Annotated in this window: 1 protein-coding gene; it reads right to left on the bottom strand. The window is 70.9% G+C overall.

Annotated features, from left to right (window positions below):
- A partial coding sequence (locus RMT89_RS44255) for a hypothetical protein (RefSeq protein ID WP_315889407.1) occupies positions 1-254 on the bottom strand: 254 nt, incomplete at both ends.

Raw genomic sequence — 254 nt, 5'->3', positions numbered from 1 at the left:
CCTGACCCGAGGCGCGGCCCTGATGGCAGGTGATACAGCTTGCGTCGCCGCCGGTGACGGGATGCGCCATGCCATTGGGCAGCGCGACCTCTTTGATCTCGGCCAGACCGGGGTTGTGGCAGGTGGCGCAGTCGACCACGCTGCCCGTCGGGATGGGCGATTGCGGCACGCCCGGCGGGTGGCCGTCCAGCCCGTGAAAGGCGCGAAAGCCGGTGCCGGAATGGCAGGTGGCGCAGACGCCCGGAATCTCGCCG

The organism is Streptomyces sp. P17, assembly GCF_032436805.1.
Lineage (GTDB): Bacteria > Actinomycetota > Actinomycetes > Streptomycetales > Streptomycetaceae > Streptomyces.
Note: the sequence above shows the minus strand (reverse complement) of the source record. Positions and strands in the feature narration are given on the sequence as shown.